This window comes from Pseudomonas sp. SMV71 (genome assembly GCF_052042015.1).
Classification (GTDB): domain Bacteria; phylum Pseudomonadota; class Gammaproteobacteria; order Pseudomonadales; family Pseudomonadaceae; genus Aquipseudomonas.
The window spans coordinates 199,480-218,869 of record NZ_JBKGGU010000007.1 but is presented as its reverse complement, the minus strand read 5'-3'; the positions used below and the strand labels follow the sequence as shown (position 1 = coordinate 218,869).

18 protein-coding genes are annotated in these 19,390 nt (G+C 61.1%); 8 read left to right on the top strand and 10 right to left on the bottom strand.

What is annotated here, in order from left to right; genetic code table 11:
- Positions 1–322: 322 nt before the first annotated feature.
- The 4 genes from ACLEJQ_RS09580 to ACLEJQ_RS09565 all read left to right on the top strand — a co-directional run bounded on the left by ACLEJQ_RS09580 (position 323) and on the right by ACLEJQ_RS09565 (position 3,752).
- Positions 323–2,149, top strand: a complete 1,827-nt coding sequence (locus tag ACLEJQ_RS09580; RefSeq protein WP_440794337.1) for a long-chain-acyl-CoA synthetase — start codon at positions 323–325, stop codon at positions 2,147–2,149.
- A gap of 94 nt (positions 2,150–2,243) precedes the next feature.
- A complete protein-coding gene (locus ACLEJQ_RS09575) occupies positions 2,244–2,762 on the top strand; it encodes an ankyrin repeat domain-containing protein (RefSeq protein ID WP_440794335.1) in 519 nt (172 codons plus the stop codon).
- A gap of 197 nt (positions 2,763–2,959) precedes the next feature.
- A complete protein-coding gene (locus ACLEJQ_RS09570; RefSeq protein ID WP_440794333.1) occupies positions 2,960–3,490 on the top strand; it encodes a hypothetical protein in 531 nt (176 codons plus the stop codon).
- Between the two features lie 70 nt (positions 3,491–3,560).
- Complete coding sequence (locus tag ACLEJQ_RS09565; RefSeq protein ID WP_440794331.1) at positions 3,561–3,752, top strand: PLDc N-terminal domain-containing protein; 192 nt, start codon at positions 3,561–3,563, stop codon at positions 3,750–3,752.
- A gap of 181 nt (positions 3,753–3,933) precedes the next feature.
- On the opposite strand, the gene ACLEJQ_RS09560 is transcribed toward ACLEJQ_RS09565, so the two are convergent.
- The 9 genes from ACLEJQ_RS09560 to gcl all read right to left on the bottom strand — a co-directional run bounded on the left by ACLEJQ_RS09560 (position 3,934) and on the right by gcl (position 15,020).
- Positions 3,934–5,139, bottom strand: a complete 1,206-nt coding sequence (locus ACLEJQ_RS09560; protein WP_440794329.1) for an MFS transporter — start codon at positions 5,137–5,139, stop codon at positions 3,934–3,936.
- A gap of 302 nt (positions 5,140–5,441) precedes the next feature.
- Entirely contained in the window at positions 5,442–6,440 is a 999-nt protein-coding gene (locus ACLEJQ_RS09555) for a sulfate ABC transporter substrate-binding protein (protein WP_440794327.1), read from the bottom strand.
- Between the two features lie 94 nt (positions 6,441–6,534).
- On the bottom strand, positions 6,535–7,359 hold the full coding sequence (locus ACLEJQ_RS09550; RefSeq protein ID WP_440794325.1) for an ion transporter: 825 nt from the start codon (positions 7,357–7,359) through the stop codon (positions 6,535–6,537).
- A gap of 21 nt (positions 7,360–7,380) precedes the next feature.
- Complete coding sequence (locus ACLEJQ_RS09545; protein WP_440794323.1) at positions 7,381–8,283, bottom strand: urea transporter; 903 nt, start codon at positions 8,281–8,283, stop codon at positions 7,381–7,383.
- 122 nt (positions 8,284–8,405) lie between these two features.
- On the bottom strand, positions 8,406–9,821 hold the full coding sequence (gene pyk / locus ACLEJQ_RS09540) for a pyruvate kinase (protein ID WP_440794321.1): 1,416 nt from the start codon (positions 9,819–9,821) through the stop codon (positions 8,406–8,408).
- Positions 9,811–11,091, bottom strand: coding sequence for a glycerate kinase type-2 family protein (locus ACLEJQ_RS09535; RefSeq protein ID WP_440794319.1), 1,281 nt, complete (start codon positions 11,089–11,091; stop codon positions 9,811–9,813). Before ACLEJQ_RS09535 ends, pyk begins: the two co-directional genes overlap by 11 nt.
- 151 nt (positions 11,092–11,242) lie before the next feature.
- Positions 11,243–12,133, bottom strand: coding sequence for a 2-hydroxy-3-oxopropionate reductase (locus tag ACLEJQ_RS09530; RefSeq protein WP_440794317.1), 891 nt, complete (start codon positions 12,131–12,133; stop codon positions 11,243–11,245).
- 158 nt (positions 12,134–12,291) lie between these two features.
- Complete coding sequence (hyi, locus tag ACLEJQ_RS09525; protein WP_440794315.1) at positions 12,292–13,074, bottom strand: hydroxypyruvate isomerase; 783 nt, start codon at positions 13,072–13,074, stop codon at positions 12,292–12,294.
- 170 nt (positions 13,075–13,244) lie between these two features.
- Positions 13,245–15,020 carry a glyoxylate carboligase gene (gcl, locus tag ACLEJQ_RS09520; RefSeq protein ID WP_440794313.1) on the bottom strand — a complete coding sequence of 592 codons (1,776 nt, stop codon included), beginning with the start codon at positions 15,018–15,020 and terminating at the stop codon, positions 13,245–13,247.
- A gap of 267 nt (positions 15,021–15,287) precedes the next feature.
- Here gcl and ACLEJQ_RS09515 point away from each other — a divergent pair, with 267 nt between their 5' ends.
- The gene (locus ACLEJQ_RS09515) at positions 15,288–15,728 is read left to right on the top strand and encodes a GlcG/HbpS family heme-binding protein (RefSeq protein WP_440794311.1); all 441 of its coding nucleotides are present in this window, start codon (positions 15,288–15,290) and stop codon (positions 15,726–15,728) included.
- Positions 15,729–15,936: 208 nt separating this feature from the next.
- Entirely contained in the window at positions 15,937–16,395 is a 459-nt protein-coding gene (locus ACLEJQ_RS09510) for an REP-associated tyrosine transposase (RefSeq protein ID WP_440794309.1), read from the top strand.
- A 124-nt stretch (positions 16,396–16,519) separates the two neighbouring features.
- Here the strand turns inward: ACLEJQ_RS09510 and ACLEJQ_RS09505 are convergent, their stop codons facing one another.
- Positions 16,520–17,134 carry a TetR/AcrR family transcriptional regulator gene (locus ACLEJQ_RS09505; protein ID WP_440794307.1) on the bottom strand — a complete coding sequence of 205 codons (615 nt, stop codon included), beginning with the start codon at positions 17,132–17,134 and terminating at the stop codon, positions 16,520–16,522.
- Between the two features lie 131 nt (positions 17,135–17,265).
- Between ACLEJQ_RS09505 and ACLEJQ_RS09500 the strand changes: the two genes are divergently transcribed.
- Together ACLEJQ_RS09500 and ACLEJQ_RS09495 are read left to right on the top strand one after the other, a co-directional pair.
- Positions 17,266–18,180, top strand: a complete 915-nt coding sequence (locus ACLEJQ_RS09500) for a DUF808 domain-containing protein (protein ID WP_440794306.1) — start codon at positions 17,266–17,268, stop codon at positions 18,178–18,180.
- 61 nt (positions 18,181–18,241) lie between these two features.
- The gene (locus ACLEJQ_RS09495) at positions 18,242–19,384 is read left to right on the top strand and encodes an acyltransferase family protein (RefSeq protein WP_440794304.1); all 1,143 of its coding nucleotides are present in this window, start codon (positions 18,242–18,244) and stop codon (positions 19,382–19,384) included.
- Positions 19,385–19,390: the final 6 nt, after the last annotated feature.

Here is a 19,390-nt window from a genome sequence, read left to right as displayed (position 1 = left end):
GGGAGTTGCAGCGTCTGTGCCAGCCTCGGCTGATTATAAAAATCCTTAAAAAACAACCAGTTATAGAAACGCCTGATTTTCGCTTTCGTGCATCTTGCATGAATGGCCATCGTGCATCCTGCATTTTGCGTGGTCGGGCGAATTTATTTGGAACCAATCGGCCCCACCGCGCTCCCGCTTCGCCTGCCTTCGGCTATGGATACAAAACATTGCAAAAACCGCGTGTACAGCCGCTCGAGCGCTGACGTACTTTTCGAGCACATTGAAGCTTCAGCCCGATAACAAGAAAACCGAGACCCACGAGGTCGAGCGGGGATCTACCATGAGTCGTACACCCAGCGACGCCATCACCTGGGGCATGATGTTGCGCAAACTGCCCGCCATTGCCCGAGCCGTACCCCGCATCGTCAAGGGCATGAAACTGGCCAACGTCCAGGATCCGTCGCAGCCGTGCGGCCTGGGCTGGTGTTTCGAACAGGCCGTCCGGCGCAATCCCCACGGCCCGGCGCTGCTCTGTGACGAAACAGTGTGGAGTTATGCACAGGTCAATGAGCGCGCCAATCGCATCGCTCATTACCTGATGGCGCAGGGCATCGGCAAGGGCGACTGTGTGGCGGTGTTCATCGAGAACCGGCCCCAACTGTTGGTGACGGTACTGGCGGTGGCGAAAGTCGGCGCGGTCAGTGCCATGGTCAATACCTCGCAGACCGGTGACGCCCTGGTGCATAGCCTGGCCTTGGTCACGCCAGTGGCGGTAGTGGTGGGGGACGAGCGGGTCAGTGCCTTCAAAGACGTGCGCGGCCGAACCGCGCTGTCGAGCACCAGGACCTGGTGGGTGGCCGATCAGGACGGCACTGATGTGCCGCCGGATTTCGTCGACCTGATCAGCCACAGCGATCCGTTCCCCACGGATAACCCGGCGTCCAGCCAACAGGTTTTCTTCAACGATCCGTGTTTTTATCTCTATACCTCGGGCACCACCGGGCTGCCCAAGGCCGGCGTGTTTCGCCATGGTCGCTGGATGCGCACCTCCACCAGTTTCGGCCTGATCGCCTTGGACATGCAGCCCGACGACGTCCTTTATTGCACCTTGCCGCTCTATCACGCCACGGGCCTGTGCGTGTGCTGGGGCGCGGCGATCTGTGGCGCATCGGGATTCGCGATCCGGCGCAAATTCAGCGCCAGTCAGTTCTGGGGTGATATACGTCGCTACCGGGCGACGACGCTGGGTTACGTCGGCGAGCTGTGCCGCTACCTGATCGACCAGCCCGCGGCTGTCGAAGACCGCCAGCACGGTGTGAAGAAAATGATCGGCAACGGCTTGCGCCCGGGGGCCTGGTCAGCGTTCAAGACGCGTTTCGGCATCGAGCATATCTGTGAACTGTACGCGGCCAGCGACGGCAATATCGGCTTTACCAATGTCCTGAATTTCGACAATACCGTGGGCTTTTCCCTGATGGGCTGGGAGCTGGTGCAGTACGACCATGACAGCGGAGTACCGTTGCGCAACCTGCACGGGCGCATGCAAAAAGTCCCCAAGGGCCAACCGGGTCTGTTGTTGGCGCGGATCGACGAAAAGGCGCCGCTGGACGGCTATACCGATCCGGCCAAGACCGAAAAAACCATTTATCGTGATGTCTTCACGCCGGGTGATTGTTACTTCAACACCGGCGATCTGCTGCGCAACATCGGCTTCGGCCACGGGCAGTTCGTCGACCGCCTCGGCGACACCTATCGCTGGAAAGGCGAAAACGTCTCCACCACCGAAGTGGAAAACGTCCTGCTGCAACACCCGCAAGTGGCCGAGGCGGTGGCCTATGGCGTGGAAATCAAGAACACCAATGGCCGGGCCGGCATGGCCGCGATTACCCCGGCCGAATCCCTGGCGACCCTGGATTTCAGCGAGCTTTTGCAGTTCCTGCAAGGCAGGTTGCCGCCCTATGCGGTGCCGTTGTTCCTGCGGATCAAAGTGAAAATGGACACCACTGGCACGTTCAAGTACCAGAAGACCCGTCTCAAGACTGAAGGCTTCGACCCATGCAGCTCGGGTGGGGAGCCGATCTATGCCTGGTTGCCCGGCACCGCGACCTACGTGCCGCTGGACCGGCATTTGGCGACGCAGATCCAGGGTGGGCAATGGCGTTATTGATTTTGGCTATACCGGGTACTGATAAAAAAGGGATGACAGGTTTCGGGCCGCTCGGGAAACTAGCCGCTTTGCGACGACCCGAATGGAGTTTTCAATGTCCGATACAAGCCGCCAGATGACCCCGGAAGAGGCTGCGGAATTTGCCGAGCAGGTGTTCAACGTGGCCCGCCAGGGCGACGCCGCCATGATGGCCGCGCTGCTGAGCAAAGGCCTGCCGCCGAACCTGCGTAACCACAAGGGCGACACCTTGCTGATGCTGGCCGCCTACCACGGGCATGTGGAGACGGTGAAAGTACTGCTGGAACACAAGGCCGATCCGGAAATCCGCAACGATAACGGCCAGAGCCCGATTGCCGGCGCGGCGTTCAAGGGCGACCTGGCGGTGGTCTCGGCCCTGGTGGACGGTGGCGCGCAAGTGGAAGGCGCTTCCTTCGATGGCCGCACGGCGCTGATGATGGCGGCGATGTTCAATCGGGTGGAAATCGTCGATTACCTGATCGGCAAAGGTGCCGATCCGAAAGCCAAGGATGCCAATGGTGTAACGGCGCTGGATGCAGCGAAGACCATGGGTGCGGTGGATACCACGGTCCAGTTGCAGAAGTTGCTTGGCTGAGGGGCCCGCACGTAGATATCGACCAGAGCTTTTTGTGGCGAGGGAGCTTGCTCCCGCTCGGGTGCGCAGCGCTCGCAGAAAATGGGTCTGCTTCGCAGCCCAGCGGGAGCAAGCTCCCTCGCCACAGGTTCCTGACTTGAAGGATCCGATGCGCTATCCTGCGCGCCCTTGAAATTCATCCCCACAGGATCCACCCCATGAAAGCCGCACTCGTCGAACTCATCAGCAAAATCAGTTCCGGCTGCCTCGGCGAGGCTGACATCGCACGGATAGCTGACGAAGCGGCCCAGGCCTACGCCGATCCGGCGGCTTTCCTGGCCGCCAACCCGGATATCAACTACGACGACACCTTCCCGATCCCGTTGGGTGAGTGGGTGGTGGTGGGCAGCCTGCCGGACACCGTATTGTTCCAGGCCGACAGCTACGTGGAGCTGTTCGAACAGATCGTTGCCTCGTTCGGCCCCGGCGTGGCGTTCAATCTCAAGCCCAAGCAACTGGCGAAAACCGAAGTCCTGACGGCGCTCAACCGCATTCAGATACAGATGAGCAGCCTGAACAAGGAAAACGGCGGCTACACCCTGATGAACTTCAGCCAGTTACTGGACGATGAATTGCAGATGGTGCTGGTCTATGGCAACGACGTGCCGCGAGTGCTGGAGCTCAGTGCCGAAGTCGGCATCGCCGCCGCGCCAGCTTTGGAAGCCCTCAAGGTCGCGGTGCACGTTTGATGCAATAAACGGAACCCTCGCCGGGCTGCGGCTATCCTAAGGATGCCTGTCATCAATTGGGAGCGACACCATGGGTTCCACCTTCAACGGCCTGGTTGGCCTGATCATCCTGGCGCTCGATATCTGGGCGATCATCAACGTGCTCAAGAGTGGCTCTGAAGTCGGGGCGAAGGTCCTGTGGGTGCTGCTGATCCTGCTGCTGCCGGTCCTGGGCCTGATCATCTGGGCGATCGCCGGACCGCGGGGCAACGTGCGGGTCTGATCATCAGATAATCACTTTCGGCTGACGAACATCATTGTGGTGAGGGAGCTTGCTCCCGCTGGGCTGTGTAGCAGCCCCAGTCCAGGCGACGCGACTGTCCGGATAGATCGCGCCGGCCGGTTTTACGACTGCTTCGCAGCCGAGCGGGAGCAAGCTCCCTCGCCACGGTTGATCGAATCTTTCAAGCCGTCGCCATGGCCCGTTTCTGCGCCGCGCTCAAGAAGCGCAGCAAGGCCAGCAACGGGAATACACTGCCGACAATCACCACCCACAGCCAGCCGCCGTGCTCATAAAGCGCACTGGCAATCGATGAGCCAAAGGCACCGCCGATGAAGATGCTGGTCATGTACAGCGCATTCAATCGGCTGCGGCTTTTTCCATCGAGGGCGTAAATGGTGCGTTGGCCCAGCACCATGTTCATCTGCACGCAGAAGTCCAGCACCACCCCGGTCACGGCCAGGCCAATCACACTGTAGATCGGGTGGATGAACGCGGGCAGGAAGCTCAGGCTGGCGAACAGCATCGCCAGCAGCGACGCCCTGTGAGTATGGCCGGCGTCAGCCAGGCGACCGGCGATGGGCGCGGCGATGGCGCCAATCGCACCGACCAGGGCGAACAGGGCGATTTCAGTCTGGGACAGGCCATGATTGCGCGACAGCTCAAGCGGCACGGCGGTCCAGAACAGGCTGAACGTGGCGAACAGGCACGCCTGGTAGAATGCCCGCTGGCGCAACAGCGGTTGCTGGCGCAGCAGGGTGCCGAGCGAGCCCAGCAGTTGCCCGTACGAGGCGCTGTGGTCGGGCTGGCGCTTGGGCACGGTCACGGCCAGCACCACGCTGATCGCCGCCATTAGCCCGGCCGCGATCATGAACATCGCCCGCCAGCCGAAATGATCGGCTACCACGCTGGAAATCGGCCGCGCCAGCAGGATCCCGAGCAACAGGCCACCCATGATCCCGCCCACGACCCGACCCCGGGACTCTTCCGGCGCCAGGTGCGCCGCCAGGGGAATCAATACCTGCACCGACACCGAACTGAATCCCACCAGCAGCGAGACCAGCAGGAACACATTCGGCTGATCGGTGAATGCCGCCCCCAGCAGACTGGCAATCGCCACCAGGGTGGTGACGATCATCAGCCGCCGGTTCTCCAGCAAGTCACCCAGCGGCACCAGGAAAAACAGGCCCAGGGCATACCCGATCTGGGTCAGCGAGACGATCAGGCTCGCCAGGGTGCTGCTCAGGCCGACGTCGGGAGCGATCAGGTCGATGATCGGTTGGGCGTAGTAGATGTTGGCAACGATGGCGCCGCAGCAGAAGGCGAACAGCAGGACCATGGCCCGGGTCAGGCTCGTGCCGGTGGAGGCGGTGGAAAGAGGCGCGCGCATGGCTATCTCGTCAGTGAACGGGAAGAAAGGGCGCAAGGCTAAAGGGTTATGCAGCTCCGGAACAGGCTTTGGGGGTGATAGCAGACATGCCTGTTGTTGATGTAGGGAGTGCTCTGCATATTGTGGACATGCGGGACGTTGTAGATGTGCCAGATATGTGGATGCAGGGCTGTTGTGGCGAGGGAGCTTGCTCCCGCTCGGTTGCGCAGCAACCGCAAAAAGCTGAGGACCGCTACGCCCGAGGCGTCGGACTGTCCCAGCGGGAGCAAGCTCCCTCGCCACAATGGATCTGTGTTCAGGCGTTACTTACCGCTATAGATCTGATCGAAAACCCCACCATCATTGAAGTGAGTCTTCTGCACCGTGCGCCAGTCACCAAAGGTCTTCTCCACCGACAGGAAATCCACCTTCGGGAAGCGGTCAGTGTACTTGGCCAGTATCGCCGGATCCCGTGGGCGCAGGTAGTTGGCGGCGGCGATTTCCTGGCCTTGCGGCGACCACAGATACTTGAGGTACGCTTCGGCGGCCTCGCGGGAGCCTTTTTTCTCCGCCACTTTGTCCACCACGCTCACCGGTGGCTCGGCTTCGGCGGAAACGCTTGGGTAGATCACTTCGAACTGATCGCGACCAAACTCGCGGGCGATCATCTCGGCTTCGTTTTCAAAGGTCACCAGCACATCACCGATCTGGTTGGTCATGAAGGTGGTGGTCGCGGCACGGCCACCGGTGTCCAGTACCGGCGCCTGCTTGAACAGCTTGCCGACGAAGTCCTTGGCCTTGTTCTCGTCACCGCCGTTCTTGAGCACGTAGCCCCAGGCCGACAGGTAGGTATAGCGGCCGTTACCGGAAGTCTTCGGGTTGGGCACGATCACCTGCACGCCGTCCTTGAGCAGGTCGGGCCAGTCTTTCAGCGCCTTGGGGTTGCCTTTGCGCACGATGAACACCGTGGCCGAGGTGAAGGGCGCGCTGTTGTTCGGCAGGCGGGTGACCCAGTTCTCGGGCACCAGCTTGCCGTTGTCCGCCAGGGCATTGATGTCGGTGGCCATGTTCATGGTGATGACATCCGCCGGCAGCCCGTCGATCACCGAACGGGCCTGCTTGCTGGAGCCACCGAAGGACATCTGCACGGTGATGTTTTCGTTGTGCTCGGCCTGCCAGTGTTTCTGGAAGGCGGCGTTGTAGTCCTTGTAGAAATCACGCATCACGTCGTAGGAAACGTTGAGCAACGTCGGAGCGGCGTGGGCGAGGCTGCCGAAAGTCAGGCCTGCGGCGAGAAGGGAGGCGCCAAAGAAGTTCTTCACTGCGAATTCCTTTTGTTTGAACAAGTTTTCCGAGTCATCAGCCGGCACACTAGCGGCAAGCTGATATCACTTCAAGCACTAAAAAGTGCTTTGCTTATTCCACTTTCTTAAACAACGCGCTGCCACAGCGGGAGCAAAAAGCCGCTGCCGGTTCATGGTTTTTCTTGCTGCACACCGGACAGTCGTGCTGGAGCTGGTCACCGCGCATGGCGGAGGCCAGTTCGGCGGTGAAAATCCCGGTCGGCACGGCGATGATCGAGTAACCGGTGATCATCACCAACGAGGACACCACCTGGCCCAGCGGGGTCTTGGGCACGATATCGCCGAAGCCCACGGTGGTCAGGGTCACGATCGCCCAATAGATGCCTTTGGGAATGCTGGTGAAGCCGTGCTCGGGGCCTTCGATGACGTACATCAAGGCGCCGAATACGGTGACCAGGGTCGAGACGCTGACCAGGAACACGATGATTTTCTGCTTGCTGCCACGCAGCGCCGACATCAGATAGTTGGCTTGCTTGAGATACGGGCTGAGCTTGAGCACCCGGAAAATCCGCAGCATACGGATGATCCGGACGATCAGCAGGTACTGGGCATCGCTGTAGTACAGCGCCAGGATCCCCGGCACGATTGCCAGCAAGTCCACCAGGCCATAGAAACTGAACGCATAGCGCAGCGGCTTGGGCGAGCAGTACAGGCGCAGGCCGTACTCGACGATGAAGATGAAGGTGAAGCCCCACTCGATGCCGGCCAGCAGGCCCGCGTAGTTCTTGTGCACGCTGTCGATGCTGTCGAGCATCACGATCACCAGGCTGGCGAGGATGATCAACAGCAGGGTGCTGTCGAAGCGCCGGCCGGCCACGGTGTCGGTCTGAAAAATCATGACGTAGAGACGTTCACGCCAGTTGTTGCTGTTGTCCATAACCTTCGCCTGAACCAGGAATCAGCGAAGCCTAGGGCGATTGCCGGGCAGAGTGCAAGGCGCGCTTTCGCTCAGGATCTGTCGCCACGTTCGCGCCGTGGCCTGCACCAGCCAGCAGGCGAGTATGAACGGCGCGGTGAGCGGCGCCAGGCCGAGGGCGGCAAACCCCGGCGCGAGCATCACGGCCAGCAGGATCCCGGCCAGGGGCAGCCAGGGTTTTCGGCGTTGTTGACTGAGGGCCAGCGCCACCAGGGCCGGGTTATAGCCGCCCAGTCCGGACAGCGCCGCAGCGTATTCCTGATCCAGCACGGCGAACGCGACGCCAATCGCCGAACCGAACAGCGCCCAGCTCGCGGCTCGACGGCTGGCAATCAGTAGGCCTGCCGCAATCAGCGCACCGGCTGACGGATGGCCGAGAAACATGACCTGGCCTAACCCGGCCAGACAGCCGGCCAGCAGGTTGGCCGGCGTCAGCTCGACCGGCATCAGCGCAGGCGGTGGCGCAGCGAAACTCAGCAGCAGCCAGCCCAGCCCCACGAAAGGCGCGGTGTAGGCGGGCAGGCAACGTGGGTCTTGACTGCGCTTTAGCCATTGCTCGGTCAGCATCGCGCTGAGCCCACCGCCGGCAAGGATCAACGGCGGTAACAAGGCTGACCAGGGCAGCGCCAGGCTCACCAACAACCCCAACAGGATGCCGTTGTAACTGAACAGTCCGGCCTGCCGATCGGCCTTGGCATAACCGCGCCGCTGGGCCGTGAGCAAACCGGCCACGCCGCCCAACAGCGCACCGCCAAACAGCCCGGGCGCGGTGAGCAGGATGGCCAACAGACACAGCAGGCCGCACAGCGGGTGGCGTTGGAGGAAGATTTGGCTGAAGCCGCTGAGCAGGGCGGTGGACCAGTCGCGGCAAGGGGCGTTTTGCATGGTTGTGTGTCTGGTAAACCGGGTTGAGTTCATCGCGAGCGGGCTCGCTCCCACAGGGGTTTTGTGGACGCCGCTGAATCCATGTGGGAGCGAGCCTGCTCGCGATGAGGCCAGTTCAGGCCCTAGATCAAGGTCTCGATACGCAACGAATTGGTCGACCCCGGCTTACCAAACGGCACCCCCGCTGTAATCAACAGGGTATCGCCGCGCTGGGCCATGCCTTGGGCCTGGGCGATTTCCAGGGCGGTGGAGCAGACCTCGTCCACCTGCCGCAGCCGGTCGTTGACCACTGAGTGCACGCCCCAGGCCACCGTCAAGCGGCGGGCGGTCGCAAGGTTCGGCGTGAGATTGAGGATCGGCACCGTCGGCCTTTCCCGCGCCGCTCGCAGGCTGGAGCTGCCGGATTCGCTGTAGTTCACCAGCACCGCCACCGGCAGGACCGCGCTGATCCGGCGGATCGCGCAACTGATGGCGTCCGACACCGTGGCCTCGGCTTTCGGCCGGCTGACGTCCAGTTGCGTCTGGTAATCGGGGCCGTTCTCGACCTGGCGGATGATCTTGCTCATCATCTGCACCGCTTCGAGGGGGTAATCGCCGGAAGCGGTTTCCGCCGACAACATCACCGCGTCGGCGCCTTCGGCCACGGCGTTGGCGACGTCGGTGACTTCGGCGCGGGTCGGTGCCGGAGAGAAACGCATCGATTCGAGCATTTGCGTAGCGACCACCACCGGTTTGCCGAGGGCGCGGCAGGTGCCGATGATGTTTTTCTGGATCTGCGGCACGCTCTCGGCCGGGACTTCCACACCCAGGTCGCCCCGGGCCACCATGATTGCGTCACTCAATTCGGCGATCTCCCGCAACTGGGTGACCGCTGACGGTTTCTCGATCTTGGCCATCAGGAACGCTTTGTCGCCGATCAATGCCCGGGCTTCGCGGATGTCCTCGGGACGCTGCACGAACGACAACGCCACCCAGTCCACGCCCAGCTCCAGGCCGAAGCTCAAGTCGCGGCGGTCCTTGGCTGTCAGCGGGCTCAAGTCGAGTACCGCCTGCGGCACGTTCACGCCTTTACGGTCCGACAATTCGCCACCGTTGAGCACTTCGGTGTCGATGGCATCAACGTGGCGGGCGATGACTCGCAGGCGTAGTTTTCCGTCATCCAGCAGCAGGTCCATGCCCGGCTCCAGGGCGGCGATGATTTCCGGGTGGGGCAGGTTGACCCGGCGTTGATCGCCCGGTGTCGGGTCCAGGTCCAGGCGCAGGGCCTGGCCGCGTTGCAGCAGCACCTTGCCTTCTGTGAATCGGCCGACCCGCAGTTTCGGTCCCTGCAAATCCATCAGGATACCGAGCGGGTAGTTGAGCTGGCGCTCGACTTCACGAATCCACTGATAGCGCTGGGCGTGATCGGCATGTTCGCCATGACTGAAGTTCAGGCGGAAGATATTCACCCCGGCCTGCACCAGTTCGCGGATGTCATCGATCCCACGGGTGGCGGGGCCGAGGGTCGCGAGGATCTTGACCTTTTTATCAGGCGTCATGTTTGGGGTTCTCGAGGATCAGGATGGCGCGAAAGTCGTTGACGTTGGTGCGGGTCGGCTCGGTGACGATCAACGCGTCCAGCGCGGCGAAGTAGCCATAGCCATTGTTGTTGTCCAACTCGTCGCTGGCACTCAGGCCCAGTTCGGCGGCTCGACGATAACTGTCCGGGGTCATGATGGCCCCGGCGTTGTCTTCGGAGCCGTCGATGCCGTCCGTGTCTCCGGCCAGGGCATAGATCCCGGAGTGGCCTTTGAGGCTGTCAGTCAGGCTCAACAGAAATTCTGCATTGCGTCCGCCGCGACCGTCACCGCGTACGGTGACCGTGGTTTCGCCGCCGGAAAGGATCACGCACGGCGCTGGTAATGGCTGGCCGTGCAGCGCGATTTGCCGGGCGATGCCGGCATGGACTTTCGCCACTTCCCGGGATTCGCCTTCCAGGTCGCCGAGGATCAACGGACTGAAACCGGCCTGGCGCGCCTTCACCGCGGCGGCTTCCAGCGACTGCTGGGGCCGGGCGATCAACTGGAAATGACAGCGCGCCAGGTGCGAATCGCCAGGTTTGACGGTTTCCGATTCCGCGCTCAGTAGCCAACTGCGCACCGACGCCGGGACATCAATCTGGTAACGCTTGAGGATCGCCAGGGCGTCGGCCGAGGTGCTGGGGTCGGCCACCGTGGGGCCCGAAGCGATAACCGTCGCCTGATCGCCCGGCACGTCGGAAATCGCATAGGTGTAAACCGTCGCCGGCCAGCAGGCCTTGCCCAGTCGCCCGCCCTTGATCGCCGAGAGATGCTTGCGCACGCAATTCATCTCCCCAATGCTGGCGCCGGACTTGAGCAGGGCTTTGTTGATCGCTTGCTTGTCGCCCAGGGTAATGCCGGCCGCCGGCAATGCCAGCAACGCCGAGCCACCGCCGGACAGCAGGAAAATCACCCGGTCGTCTTCGTTCAGGTTGCTCACCAGCTCCAGCACCCGCCCAGCCACCGCCAGGCCGGCGGCGTCGGGCACCGGGTGAGCGGCTTCCACCACCTCGATTTTCTGGCACGGCGCACCATGGCCGTAACGAGTCACCACCAGGCCGGTGACTTCGCCCTGCCAGCAACGCTCGACCACCTGGGCCATGGCAGCGGCCGCCTTGCCGGCGCCGATGACGATCACCCGGCCACTGCGATCAGCTGGCAAATATTGCTCGAGGACATGCTGCGGATGGGCCGCGTCGATGGCTGTGGCAAACAGCTCGCGCAGCAGTTGTTGCGGATCGACCGACATGGCGGGCTCCCGGATTCTTATTGTTTTTAAAGTGGATGCAGACCCTGTGGGAGCGAGCTTGCTCGCGATAGCGGTAGACCAGTCAACATTGTTGCCGAAGTTGAAATCGTCATCGCGAGCAAGCTCGCTCCCACAGAGGGCTTCGGTGGTGTCAGTTATCTCGGATCGAGAAGTTCGCCATATGCTCCAGCCCCTTGATCAACGCCGAGTGATCCCAGTTGCTGCCACCCATGGCCGCACAGGTGCTGAACACCTGCTGGGCATTGGCGGTATTGGGCAGGTTGATGTTCAGTTCCCTGGCACCTTGCAGGGCCAGGTTCAGGTCCTTCTGGTGCAGGCTGATGCGGAAGCCCGGGTCGAAGGTGCCCTTGATCATGCGCTCGCCATGCACTTCCAGGATCTTCGACGAAGCAAAGCCGCCCATCAGCGCTTCACGGACCTTGGCCGGGTCGGCGCCGTTCTTCGAAGCGAACAGCAAGGCTTCGGCCACGGCCTGGATGTTCAGGGCGACGATGATCTGGTTGGCGACCTTGGCGGTCTGCCCATCGCCGTTGCCGCCGACCAGGGTGATGTTCTTGCCCATGGCCTGGAACAACGGCAGGGCGCGCTCGAACGCAGCGCTGTCGCCGCCGACCATGATGCTCAGGGTCGCGGCCTTGGCGCCGACTTCACCGCCGGACACCGGAGCGTCGAGGTACTGCGCGCCTTTCTCGTTGATCTTCGCCGCGAACGCCTTGGTCGCGGTGGGGGAGATCGAACTCATGTCGATCACCACCTTGCCCGCGCCCACGCCCGCTGCCACGCCATCGGCGCGGAACAGCACGTCATCGACCTGCGGGGTATCGGGCACCATGACGATGATGAATTCGGCTTCCTGGGCGACTTCCTTCGGGTTCGCCAGGGCCACCGCGCCGCCGGCCACCAGGTCAGCCGGAGCCTGATCGTGATGCTGGGTAAGGAACAGGCTATGACCGGCTTTCTGCAGGTTCAACGCCATTGGGTGGCCCATGATGCCGGTGCCGATGAATCCGATTTTAGCCATTGGAAAATCCTCTTGTTTTTATTGCTGCTTCAGGCAAATGGAGAACTGTTCTTCTGTGGGAGCGAGCCTGCTCGCGATAGCGTTGGTCCAGTCAACATCGTCGTTGCATGTGAAATAGCTATCGCGAGCAGGCTCGCTCCCACAGGGGGACATTCGTGTCAGATCGCGTTATGGCTTTTCAGCCAGCCCAGGCCCGCTTCGGTGGTGGTCAGTGGCTTGTATTCGCAGCCAACCCAACCCTGGTAACCGATGCGATCCAGGTGTTCGAACAAAAAGCGGTAGTTGATCTCGCCGGTGCCCGGCTCGTGGCGGCCCGGGTTGTCCGCCAATTGCACGTGGTTGATCTCGGCCAGGTGCGATTGCAGGGTGCGGGCCAGATCGCCTTCCATGATTTGCATGTGGTAGATGTCGTATTGCAGGAACAGGTTGGCGCTGCCGACCTGCTCGCGGATCGACAGGGCCTGGGCGGTGTTGTTCAGGTAGAAGCCGGGAATGTCCCGGGTGTTGATGGCTTCCATCACCAACTTGATACCCGCCGCTTGCAGTTTCTCGGCGGCAAACTTGAGGTTGGCGACGAAGGTCTTTTCCACCAGGGTTTCGTTGCAGTTCTGTGGGCAAATCCCGGACAGGCAGTTGACCTGGGTGTTGCCCAGCACCTTGGCGTAGGCAATCGCCAGGTCGACTCCGGCGCGGAATTCCTCGACCCGGTCTGGCAAGCAGGCGATGCCGCGTTCGCCCTTGGCCCAATCACCGGCCGGCAGGTTGAACAGCACCTGAGTCAGGCCGTGGGCGTCGAGCAAGGCCTTGATTTCGGCGGAGCTGTAGTCGTAGGGGAACAGGTATTCCACACCCGTGAAACCGGCCTTGGCGGCCGCTTCGAAACGGGCGAGGAAATCCTGCTCGGTGAACAGCATGGACAGGTTGGCTGCGAAACGCGGCATGGTGGTCTCCTGCAAAGGTGTGGCGGCTTCTGTGGCGAGGGAGCTTGCTCCCGCTGGCTGCGCAGCAGCCCATTTTGTGAGTGCTTCGCACTCAAGCGGGAGCAAGCTCCCTCGTCACGGGGCCGGTGATTTCCTGAATGAACAGTATTGCCTGTGGGAGGGCGTCAGTATCAGTCAAGCAACGAAATAGCCGTCGGCGCATCGTTACCCACCAGCGCCAGGTCTTCAAATTCGTTGACGGCATTGATCTCGGTGCCCATGGAAATGTTGGTCACCCGTTCCAGGATCACCTCGACGATTACCGGCACCTTGAATTCCTCGATCATTGCCTGAGCCTGGCGCAGCGCCGGTTGGATGCCGGACGGTTCGAACACCCGCAGTGCCTTGCAGCCCAGACCCTCGGCCACGGCGATGTGGTCGACGCCATAACCGTTGAGCTCCGGCGCGTTGAGGTTATCGAAGGACAGTTGCACGCAATAGTCCATGTCGAACCCGCGCTGGGCCTGGCGGATCAGGCCCAGGTAGGAGTTGTTCACCACCACGTGAATGTATGGCAGCTTGAACTGCGCACCCACCGCCAGTTCTTCGATCATGAACTGGAAATCATAGTCGCCCGACAGCGCCACGACCTTGCGGCTCGGATCGGCCTTGACTACCCCCAGCGCCGCCGGAATGGTCCAACCCAAAGGGCCGGCCTGACCGCAGTTGATCCAATGCCGAGGCTTGTACACATGCAGGAACTGCGCGCCGGCAATCTGCGACAGGCCGATGGTGCTGACGTAGCAAGTGTCCTTGCCGAACACTTGGTTCATTTCCTCATACACCCGCTGCGGCTTGACCGGCACATTGTCGAAGTGGGTCTTGCGTTGCAGACTGGCCTTGCGTTGCTGGCAGTCCTGCAGCCAGGCGCTGCGGTTCTTCAGCTTGCCGGCGGCTTGCCATTCGCGAGCGACTTCGATGAACACGGTCAGCGCCGAGGCGGCGTCGGAAACGATGCCCAGGTCGGGAGTGAACACGCGGCCGATCTGGGTGGGCTCGATGTCCACGTGAATGAACGTGCGGCCTTCGGTGTAGACATCCACCGAACCGGTGTGACGGTTGGCCCAACGGTTGCCGACCCCTAGCACCAGGTCGGACTTGAGCAGTGTCGCATTGCCGTAGCGGTGGGAAGTCTGCAGGCCGACCATGCCGACCATTTGCGGATGATCGTCGGGAATCGTGCCCCAACCCATCAGCGTCGGGATGACCGGGATACCGGTCAGCTCGGCGAACTCCACCAGCAGCTCACTCGCATTAGCGTTGATGATGCCGCCGCCCGCCACCAGCAGCGGGCGCTCAGCCTGGTTGAGCAGCGCCAGGGCTTTTTCGATCTGCACGCGGTTGGCCGCCGGTTTGGCCAGGGGCAGCGGTTGGTAGGCATCGATGTCGAATTCGATCTCGGCCATCTGCACGTCGAACGGTAGATCGATCAGCACCGGGCCCGGACGACCGGAGCGCATTTCATAAAAGGCTTTCTGGAATGCATAAGGCACCTGGCCTGGCTCCAGGACGGTGGTCGCCCACTTGGTCACCGGCTTGACGATGCTGGTGATGTCGACGGCCTGGAAATCTTCTTTGTGCAGGCGGGCGCGGGGCGCTTGTCCAGTGATGCACAGGATCGGGATCGAATCGGCAGACGCGCTGTAGAGGCCGGTCACCATGTCTGTCCCGGCAGGTCCCGACGTACCGATGCACACGCCAATGTTGCCGGCCTTGGTCCGGGTGTAGCCCTCGGCCATGTGCGAGGCGCCTTCAACGTGGCGAGCAAGGACGTGATCGATGCCGCCCACTTTTTGCAGGGCCGAATACAGCGGGTTGATCGCTGCGCCTGGGATGCCGAAGGCGGTGTCCACGCCCTCACGGCGCATCACCAGGACGGCGGCTTCGATTGCTCTCATTTTGCTCATGGGTTTGTGCCTCTTACGTTTTGTAATTGTATACAAGTGGCTTTGCGAGGAGTGTATTCATGGCGAGCGGCGCAGGTCAATCCATTTCCTCAAGCATCTGTTTTATTCATCTGATCGGCCCGAAGACTGCGTCTTTTCGTCGCCTAAGGTGTTTTGTAGGAATTATTGTATACAAAAATTATTTCTGTTGTGTTCTATTTGCGGTGTGCGGATTTTCTCGAATCGAGAACCGAAAGGCCCTCCCATAACAAAAGAAGGACAGCACCCATGAGCGCTCTAACCTTGGAAGTCGCCGTCAAACTGACCGGCCAGGCCCTCGCCGCCGGCCGTGAAACCCACTGCGCCCCGCTGACTGTCGCGGTGCTTGACTGCGGCGGGCACCTGATCGCGCTGCAGCGCGAAGACGGTGCCAGCCTGCTACGCCCACAAATCGCCATCGGCAAGGCCTGGGGCGCCATCGCCCTCGGCAAGGGCTCACGCCTGCTCGCACTCGACGCCCAACAACGCCCGGCCTTCATCGCCGCGTTGAACAGCCTGGGGCAGGGCAGTGTGGTGCCGGTTCCGGGTGGGGTGTTGATCAGGGACCAGGACGGCACCCTGCTGGGCGCCGTAGGCATCAGCGGCGACACCTCGGACATCGATGAACAGGTGGCGATCCGGGCGGTGGAGGGGGTGGGGTTGATGGCGGATGCGGGGGTGGCTGTTTGATTTTGCGATGAGTTGACTGGCCTCTTCGCGAGCAAGCCCGCTCCCACAGGTTTCGGTGGTGGACACAAAATGTCTGAACACCGCAGTTCCCTGTGGGAGCGGGCTTGCTCGCGAAGACCAACAACCAGACACATCCGGCTAAAGGTTTGATCATGATCTTGCATTCACACTGCTAGCCTTTTCAGGAGTTCACTGCAAAGGAAGCGGAATGTCTGCCCGATCAGCTTCGCACCGCCTGCGCCTCGGTCGATGGGCAGAGCCAAATCGCATATATCTGCTGACAGCCAACACGTTGGCGCGCGAACCTGTTTTCAAGGACTATGGTTTGGGCAGAATAGTTATCCACCAGTTCAGAGACATAGAGACATGTGGCATTGCAGACTCCTTGGCTTTCGTCGTAATGCCAGACCATTTTCATTGGTTGATCCAACTGCGTCGCGGGTCTTTAGGGCAATTGATGTGTCAGGTGAAATCTCTAAGTGTCAGAGGAGTCAACGAGAAGTCTGGGAGATCGGGGAGTCTCTGGCAGCAGGGATACCATGACCGAGCGCTACGGAGGGAAGAAGATTTGGTCAAGTTGGCCCGGTATGTGGTCGCCAATCCGCTGCGGGCAGGACTGGTGGAGCGGCTTGGCGACTATCCGTTGTGGGATGCGATCTGGGTTTGACTGGAATCCGAGTCGCCTTCATCGCGAGCAGGCTCGCTCCCACAGGTTTCGGTGGTGGACACAAATGTATGAACACCGCAGATCCCCTGTGGGAGCGAGCCTGCTCGCGATGGAGCATTGCGGTCTAAGCCTGACGATCCACCTCACACCCCTTCAAAACCAACCGTATGATCGTCTGCGCAGCCGCTTCATAATCGGCTTCATCGAGCTTCGCCTTGCCCGTCACGGCGGTGATCTGCCAGTCGAAATCGGCGTAGGTCTGGGTGGCGGCCCAGATGCTGAACATCAAGTGGTTGGGGTCGATGGGGGCGATCTGGCCGCGGTCGATCCAGGTCTGAATGCAGTCAATATTGTGGCGGGCCTGGGCGTTGAGTTGCTCTACCAGGTCGGCGCTCAGATGCGGGGCGCCGTGCATGATTTCGCTGGCGAAGACTTTCGAGGCGAAGGGCAGGTCGCGGGAGATGCGGATCTTGGAGCGGATGTAGTGGCTCAGCACCTCGCCTGGCACGCCGTCGGCATTGAAAGGGGTCGAGGCCTGGAGGATCGGCTCGATGATGCTTTCCAGGACCTCGCGGTAGAGGTTTTCCTTGGATTTGAAGTAGTAGTACACGTTGGGTTTGGGCAGGCCGGCCTTGGCCGCGATATCGCTGGTCTTGGTCGCGGCGAAGCCCTTGTCGGCAAATTCTTCGCTGGCGGCACGCAGGATCAGTTCTTTGTTGCGCTCGCGGATAGTGCTCATAAACCCTGGGGTTCCTTGCCTGTTCTGGCGGTGGCGCATGGTAGCACCGGCCTCGCGCGGCGCTCAAGAATGCCCACGGCGGTGCGCCTCGCGGTATGCTGCGCGGCATTATTGTTCAAGGAGCCCCTCCCATGGCTGGAAGCAGTTTGCTGGTATTGATCGATGACATCGCCACCGTGCTCGACGATGTTGCATTGATGACCAAAATGGCCGCCAAGAAAACCGCCGGCGTGCTGGGCGATGACCTGGCGCTCAACGCCCAGCAAGTCTCGGGCGTACGTGCGGAGCGGGAGCTGCCGGTGGTCTGGGCGGTGGCCAAGGGCTCGTTCATCAACAAGCTGATCCTGGTGCCGTCGGCGCTGGCGATCAGCGCTTTCGTGCCGTGGCTGGTCACGCCGCTGTTGATGGTTGGTGGCGCCTACCTGTGTTTCGAAGGCTTCGAGAAACTGGCGCACAAATTCCTTCACAGCCCCGCCGAAGACCAGGCCGAGCACGCCCAATTGGTCGAAGCCGTGGCGGATCCGGCGGTCGATCTGGTGACCTTCGAAAAGGACAAGATCAAGGGCGCGGTGCGTACCGACTTCATCCTCTCGGCGGAAATCATCGCCATCACCCTCGGCACGGTGGCCGATGCGGCGCTGACCCAGCAGGTGATCGTGCTTTCCGGTATCGCCATTGTCATGACGATTGGCGTCTACGGCCTGGTCGCGGGGATCGTCAAGCTCGATGACCTGGGCCTCTGGCTGACCCGCAAGCCAGGACAAGCCGCCAAAAGCATTGGCGGCGCCATCCTGCGTGCCGCGCCCTACATGATGAAGAGCCTGTCGGTGATCGGCACCGCGGCGATGTTCCTGGTGGGCGGCGGCATCCTCACCCATGGCGTGCCGGTGGTTCATCACTGGATCGAAGGGGTGGCGGCCAGTGCGGGCGGCGCTGGGTTTATCGTGCCGATGTTGCTCAATGCGCTGGCGGGGATCGTCGCGGGTGCGGTGGTACTGGCGGGCGTGATGGTTGTTGGCAAGGTATGGAAAGCGCTGAAAGGCTAGCGCTGGCAATTGTTAATGGCTCTCGACCTCGGCGGGGCCAAACTGATATTTGGAACAATCAATGATCGAAACCTTTCAATTGCTGGCGCTGTATGTGCTTTGCATCGTTGCGTTCTGCTTGATTGCCGGGCGTTTCCCTTTGCTCGCTCCTGAAGCACTGCACCGGGTATCGTCGCTGGATGGCTTGCGTGGCGTCCTCGCAACAGCGGTAGTGGTTCACCACTTCACCATCACCTTTGTATGGCACACCACCGGAACCTGGCAGGTCACCGACAGTCGCGTGATCAACAATATGGGCGCTGTACCGGTGTCCTTGTTCTTTATGATCACCGGCTACCTTTTTACGCAAAAAGTGATCAGAGGGCAGCCTGAGTGGGGCTCGCTGCTTTCCTCTCGACTGCGCCGCATTTTCCCTATGTACATCGCGTCCGTGGTCCTGGTTGCGGCTATCAGTTTCTATCAGACAAGCGGGGAGCCAACCCCGCTGCTGGATAACGTCGTCGCGCTCGGTAGGTGGTTGATTTTCCTGGGGGGACCCATCAATGGGTTTCCAGACAGCAAACTGATCAACGCTTCTGTGCAGTGGACACTCCTCTACGAGGCACTTTTCTATCTTTCACTCCCGCTCATGTATTGCCTGTTCCGTCGCAAGTTGCCGATCCTCGCCCTGGTGATTTCCATCGGCGCGATGGCACTCCTATGGACAGAGTATCAAGACATATTTCACAAGCGATTCGTCAAGTTATTCCTGGTGGGTATGGCTGTCGCCTTTCTTGAACCTCGCCTGCGCAAGACGCCGATCGACTTTTCAGGTCTCAAGTGTTCCCTCATTGCCGCCGTTGTCCTGCTGGCGAGTCTGAAGATGCGTTCATACTCGACGGGGCAAATGTTGATTCTCGGTATTCCGTTTGGGCTATTCGTCCTGGGCAACAATCTGCACGGACTCTTGGAACACAAGGGGCTAAAGGTGCTCGGCGAAGCGAGCTACAGTATCTATCTGCTGCACGGTATCGTGATCTACAGCGTGTTCAGCCTGCTGAAAATATACGATTTCACAGACGGCACACTCGCTGGCTACGCATGGTATCTGCCGCTTATCATTCTGATGGTAAGCGCATTGAGCGTCTTGACTTACTGGTCAATCGAGCGACCATTCATCATTGCGCGCCGCAGGCGGCTTGATAAAGCTGCCGAAGAAATGTGATTCCAG